The 6388-nt window shown below is 31.1% G+C and carries 6 protein-coding genes; all 6 read right to left on the reverse strand.

Features of this window, described 5'->3' with window-relative positions; all coding sequences use genetic code 11:
* Positions 1-515 precede the first annotated feature (515 nt).
* The 6 genes from H593_RS20195 to H593_RS0115130 all read right to left on the reverse strand — a co-directional run bounded on the left by H593_RS20195 (position 516) and on the right by H593_RS0115130 (position 6264).
* Complete coding sequence (locus H593_RS20195) at positions 516-926, reverse strand: phosphate-starvation-inducible PsiE family protein (protein WP_051229770.1); 411 nt, start codon at positions 924-926, stop codon at positions 516-518.
* Between the two features lie 9 nt (positions 927-935).
* The gene (locus tag H593_RS19455) at positions 936-2276 is read right to left on the reverse strand and encodes an amidohydrolase (RefSeq protein WP_084142347.1); all 1341 of its coding nucleotides are present in this window, start codon (positions 2274-2276) and stop codon (positions 936-938) included.
* Between the two features lie 19 nt (positions 2277-2295).
* Positions 2296-3063, reverse strand: coding sequence for a hypothetical protein (locus H593_RS0115115; protein ID WP_028873200.1), 768 nt, complete (start codon positions 3061-3063; stop codon positions 2296-2298).
* 125 nt (positions 3064-3188) lie between these two features.
* Positions 3189-4178 carry a helix-turn-helix domain-containing protein gene (locus H593_RS0115120; RefSeq protein WP_169338378.1) on the reverse strand — a complete coding sequence of 330 codons (990 nt, stop codon included), beginning with the start codon at positions 4176-4178 and terminating at the stop codon, positions 3189-3191.
* A gap of 502 nt (positions 4179-4680) precedes the next feature.
* Entirely contained in the window at positions 4681-5379 is a 699-nt protein-coding gene (locus H593_RS20200) for an abortive infection family protein (RefSeq protein ID WP_051229771.1), read from the reverse strand.
* A complete protein-coding gene (locus H593_RS0115130; protein WP_028873202.1) occupies positions 5380-6264 on the reverse strand; it encodes a hypothetical protein in 885 nt (294 codons plus the stop codon).
* Positions 6265-6388 lie beyond the last annotated feature (124 nt).

Genomic DNA, 6388 nt, shown 5'->3' on the forward strand with positions numbered 1-6388 from the left:
ATAAAGTGACTATCTTTCCTCGTTTTTTCTCCTAGTTGGATATTCTGGATATAACTTTGACTAATTATTCCTTACATTCTGTTCAAACTCTAAAAGATATAAAAAAAGTGAGGTGATTTCTAACCAACAATATACTTCTAGAGTTATTTAGTTGCGTGTGTACTCTCACTTTTTTCACTTTATTATTGCTAAATTTATATATGAATTAACTTCTTTTACAAACATAGGAGTTGCGTGGTTAAGCAACTAATTTAGCAAATAAATCACAGATAGAATATTCCGCAGGAATGTTCGTAAGTCGGCAGTGACCAAGCAATTAATTATACACGGTGTTACCAAACGTTTTTAATAACTTCTTCTAATCATTTTGGTTCTGCAAATCTTAAATTTATATGTGTACAACCTTTTTTAGCGGATACTGCCATCCTTCAAATTTAATAGTTGGATATTTTTCTTTATGTAAAACGTAAGCGTGAGTTTATAGCTTCGTTTAATTTTCTATATATCTGAGTAAACTATTTAAGATCTTTTTGTCTAGAGAGTAAATAATAACCTAAACAGAGACTAATTACTAATGCTGAAATTCCTATTGTTATATGGTAATCTGAATGTTTAATATCCATAACAATAATTTTTCTACAGATAGCTGTAAGTGCAACTATAATAATAATTTTGATTTTCCTTAAAAGTTTTCCGTCATTATTTTTAAAAGTTTCCAAAATTTCTAATGAAATCAAAATATTAAAAAGTATTGGTACCGCTTTAATTGCAAAGGAATTACCAGCATCAAAATCTAAACTTCTTAATTCAATATAAAATGTATAAAAAAGGTAAATTAATTCTACAGCGATGTAAAATAATGAGGCAATGCAAAGGATGAAATAAACTATATTTTCACTTTTTTCAATTATTCTTTCCTTTACCATGAATATTGATTATTGATTAAAGATCGCCAACATGGCTGTAATAGCTACTTTAGAACCAAACGAGATCGCACTGAGGTCAACTTCAAAATTACCATTGTGATTATTAAAAGGTAATTGGCCTTTTTTAACAGCGTCTTCAAATCGTTTTGGATTTGCAATACCAACATTGATATAAGCATAATCTTTTTTTGCATTGTTAATAACCAAATGATGGACATCCTCAGAGCCCATAACTGAAGGAACTACAGTCTCATCTAGTACAAATTTTTTATCAGAAACTAATGGGTATATAGACTCTCTAACAACTTTAGTTAATTCTGTATTATTTTCTAGTGGATATGACCATCCTTTAAATTTAATAGTAGGATATTTTTCTTTTGGCAAATCGTATGCATGAGCTATGCCTTCGTTAATACGAGTGATGCCATCAATCATTAACCTTCTGTCTTTCTCAGTAAACCATCGTAAATTCACTTTTAATAATGCCTTATTAGGAATGACATTATTATCTTTTCCTGCTTGAATTGAACCTACCGTAATTACAGCAGCACTTTTTGCGTCAATACCACGACTTATTATAGCTTGATACTGCATGATTGCAGAAGCAGCCATTAGAATAGGGTCTTTAGATAAGTGAGGATTAGAGCCATGACCACCAATACCATGAAAAGTGACATCGAATTGATCTGTACCAGCCATTCTAACTCCTGATGCAGCAGCGATCATACCTACTGAAATTGGCATGGAGTGAATTCCGAATAAATAATCTGGTTCAGGAATCTTGTGCTTAGTGTATAGCCCGTCATTTACCATAGCTTCTGCACCAAGTATTGGTTCTTCTGCAGGTTGACCAATGAAAATGACAGTACCTTTCCAAAGGTTTTTATGTTCTGACATAAACTTCGCAGCAGCAAGCATCCATGTCACATGCACATCATGTCCACAAGCATGCGTAACAGGTGTTTCAGAACCATCATCTAGTTTAACTATTTTAGTGCTTTTATAGGGTAAATCAGTCAATTCTAATACCGCATTACAATCCATATCTGCGCGATACATCACTATTGGGCCATTACCATTTTTTAAAACTCCAGCAACTCCAGTGATACCAATTTTTTCTGTGACTTTATAGCCATACGATTTTAACTCCTTAGCAATGATACCTGCAGTTCTCACTTCCATAAAACCTAATTCAGGGTTTTCATGAATGTCTTTAAAAATAGCAACGTATTTGTCGTTGTCTGTATCTACAGCCTTTGCAACGGTTATTTTTTGTTTCTGTGCGACTAATACAGTAGAAAATAATGAGAAAACTAAAACTAATTTAATATTGAAATACTTTGAAAACATAATTTGTAATTTTAAGTGTTTATAAGAAAAATGTGGCTCCCAATCTAACTGTGTTTGCTTCAGTAGTGAAATTTGGAGAATATCCTATGTTCGCTTTTAGTTTGTTTTGAATTATCATGTGATTTAAATTGAATTCCCCTGACCAGTCTTCATTCCATTCTCCATCGGTATTCAACATTGTCATAACAGGATTTACAAATAGAAACCAGCTTTTATTAAAACTAATACTCACATTAGCCTGAGCCGAAAATCCCGTACTAGAAAATTTAGAAGCATCAGGAATTAAATCTGTACCAGGTTTTGTGACATGCACAACGCTCAATCCAGGGAATAACATTATTTTTTTTGAAGCAGCAAAGCCATAAACAGCTCCTGCAGCAAGCACAAAGCTACTTGAGCCTAGTCCATTTTCAAAACTACCTGTTGGTAAAGTAATATCAATAAAAGGCGCTATTACGTGAAATTTTTCAGAAGTCATAACACGTTTTACAATTGTGAAATAACGTACTCGAACATCACTTAATCCAAAAGAACTAGTAGCATCATTATAAAGTAATGGTATTTCCGCTAATACCAAATTATTAGGGTCGAAAGAATATTGAACATTAGCTCTCATCCCATAGAGGTTTGTACCATCCTTTAATAAGGTATATTCAAATGCCGTGTTAACTTGTGTGTAAAGATTTGTTGGATTAGAAGCATCTACTTCTTGTTTTCCCTCATCTTGCGCATTCACTTTATTTATTGAAAGAATAAGTATTAATAAGATTAGCGTAAAATGCTTCATACTTTATTTTTTAATTTATTAAAAATCAAAAATATGTAGAAGTTAATTCAAGTCGAGTGCAATTAAAGAAAAACCTGTTCAAGATTTAAAATTTGAACAACATTTATGCCTGTTTCAAGGGAGCCCTATGAAATCATCTTTTTATATTCAGAAGGGGTAATACCTGTTTTTTCTTTAAATGCTTTTATAAAAGTCGTTCTAGATTTAAAGCCAACTTCGAGAGAAACACCTTCGAGACTATAATTTAACCATTCTGAATCTGCAAATTTTTTAAGGACAACATCTATCCGTTTTTCGTTTACGAGTTGGTTGAAGTTTTTATGGTAAAGAAGATTTGTTATTTGAGACAGTTCCTTTTTTTGAATGCTTAGAAATTTTGCTAAATCGTCTTGTCTAAAATCAGATTTTAAATAAGAAACTTCTAAATTAAAGAAACTTTCTATTTGAGCTTTATAATTTTCTAAGTCATCAGTAATAAATACAGTTTTGTTTTCATTTCTACCTGAGATTTTTTGCTTGACATCAACTAAAGCTCCATACAAGACTTTAGGTTCAAAGAATGGATATGAAAATATGATAATTATGTAAAGCGCAAATAAGTAAGCAGAAATTGAGTGAGTATCTAGTGAAGACGAATCAAAAAACAGAGAAATGAATGCTGCCAAATTACCTAGAAGCATGAGTATTGAAATGCAAATAAGCCAGATAAATTCACTTTTAAAATTATTTTCTTCTTTCAGTTTTATCACTTTCAGTATCATAAAAATAGCGATACAACTAAAAATAACGCCTAAGGCAAACTGAAATAAATAGTTCCAGTATGCTGGAATTAGACTTTCTGTGGCATAAAATACAGAATCTTCGTTTTCGATTAGATAACGAATATGGCTAGTTTTAAATTTCAAATCTTTAAGATAAAAGGGTACAAAATTTATTAAACTCGCCAAAGGAAGTAGAAATAAAATAATGTCTAGTTTCTTAGGACTTTTCAAATTCTTAACGATGCTCCTTACAAAAATCATAAATGTAGCAAGATGGAGATAATTAATAGGTGTTCCCGTATTCCAAAAATGTGGATAATTGATGATAGAACCCGTTTTGATCATAAAAATCATACTAGAATAATAGGCTAAAGAAATTACATATATTAGAAGTAAGATTTTTTGATAAGTATTTCTCTTATGTTTGAATATAATAACAAGAAATGTTAACACACTGATTATAATACTACATATTTGAATTGTTTTCAACATGACTATTTAAGCTTGTTCAAATATAGAAATTTAAATCGCTTGAGAATTTGTGGTAACTTATTAATGTTCATCATATCATCATTTCAAGATACTTAGTTACCATGTTTAACAATATTTACAAAGTCAAATTTAAAATCATATATAGATTTAGCATGACTTGAGGAGAATTGTAATTCTTCATTAAATATATTGGAGTAAAACATACGTTTTGTAATTAGACATTATATTTACAAGAACACATTAGAAAAACAATATTAATAGAATGATAAAGTACTTTATAGGTTAATGTTTGGTAACGTTACGTGTATGGTGTCGTAGCATCCCGCAGGGTGCTATGCACTATACACATTGTTGTGGTGTCGTTTTAATTTTTTAAATAATTATCATAATATGTATCTAATAAAAACAATCCAATGGTCATGCAGCTATTTACTACTAATCGTGAATGACGGACATTTAATTTTACCTTTTTAGTCCCATGACCATGAGCAGAACTGTTTTTAGACCTTAAAGTACCAATTCCTGTTGCAACACTATTTAAGCCTCCAAGAATTTTTTTTATTTGTTCGTCAGCGTGTTGGTCAGGTGATAAATTGAGTAATTTATATGCTTTAGCAATTAATGGCTGCATATGCTGTGCTTTTGGGTATTCTTCTTTAAAAAAGTCACAGATAGCTTTACAGATACTTTCTAAAGTGGAAGAGGCACTTGCAATTGCCTGTTCAGGGTCTGTTTCTAAATTCTCAAAAGCACGATTAAAATCATCAATTACACTATGCAATTGATTAGTTTCTAAAATTCTTTTAAAATGATCATTTGAGTGAATATCTTTTCTTGGAAGTTCAATTTCTTGATCACCTGCAATTTGCATAATCAGTTTGTCGGGTTGAGATTTTAATAAATCAATTACATAAGCTCTTTTGCTTGGAACTATATCAACCGATTCAGTTGCTATTCCATACCCTGATAATAGAATATTGATTCCTGTAGTATTCTGTTCTGCTTGTAATTTTAAAGCAATAGAAGTAATTAGATTATATCGTTCGTTTGGTTTTAGTGCCATTTAGTATGTGCGAACTGCAGGTTTAGGATTAAAAACCGTTAGAATCTCATATGCTTGTCTATGAATTTCTTCTGATACTTCACGGGCATTGGGTCTTAAACAAAATACAGAGTTTGTCATTTTTGTTAGAGTTGGACCTAAATTTTGGGAATGCATGAAATGGGTATTTATTAAATAAACACCCAATACTCTTGGGCAATATTGGAGTGTGTCATCAAAAACTTCTTTCAATATCGCTTCTGATTCATAGAGCTTTCCTCTATATGCATTTAAAATGTTTTCATCATCAAATGGAAAGTCTGACTCAGTGAAACCCAAAAAGTCATCAACTCCAATTCCAAAAACACCATATTTTTGACTATTCTGTAATGACGTCTGAAATGTTCTTAAAAAACCGTCTATTTTATTTCTGTTAAACGTTAAAGGATGTTTACATTGAATTTCAATGTCTTTGTAAAAAAGGTCATTACCTTCTGTATGCTGCGGTAATTCAATATCAACATTGTATTCATTTAAATATGCAGCAGTAAATATTTCAAGTTCAAAATCTTTAAAGTATATCTGACCGGCTTCACTTGGGACACCATAAGAGAAATCTCCGCTGTTCATTGCGCCAAGTTGAGTTTTGAATTCTTTTCTCTTCATCCATAATATCCTAAGTGAATCACTTAAGGAATGTAATACCATCAATGGTTTTAGAGTATCAAAATCGAAATCTGTTTCAGAATCTAATTCTATATAGGAAATACAATCATCAATTAGTTTTTGGAGCCCTGTGTTTTCAATAAGGGTCACTTGGTTTTTATCAATTAAAAATTTCAAAAAATCAATATCCGCATTTATCAAAACTGGGTTATATCCTGTTATTTCGTCTTTCTTGAACATATTCTATTTTAATGCACCACAACGTGTTTCTTTAGTTTGTATTAAATATATTTAGCTAGAAAAAGAGGAGAACTATAACGTGTTTTAGAATTATAGGTCCATGACACGTACGAGTCCTCTCTTT

This window comes from Psychroserpens burtonensis DSM 12212, from assembly GCF_000425305.1.
GTDB lineage: Bacteria > Bacteroidota > Bacteroidia > Flavobacteriales > Flavobacteriaceae > Psychroserpens > Psychroserpens burtonensis.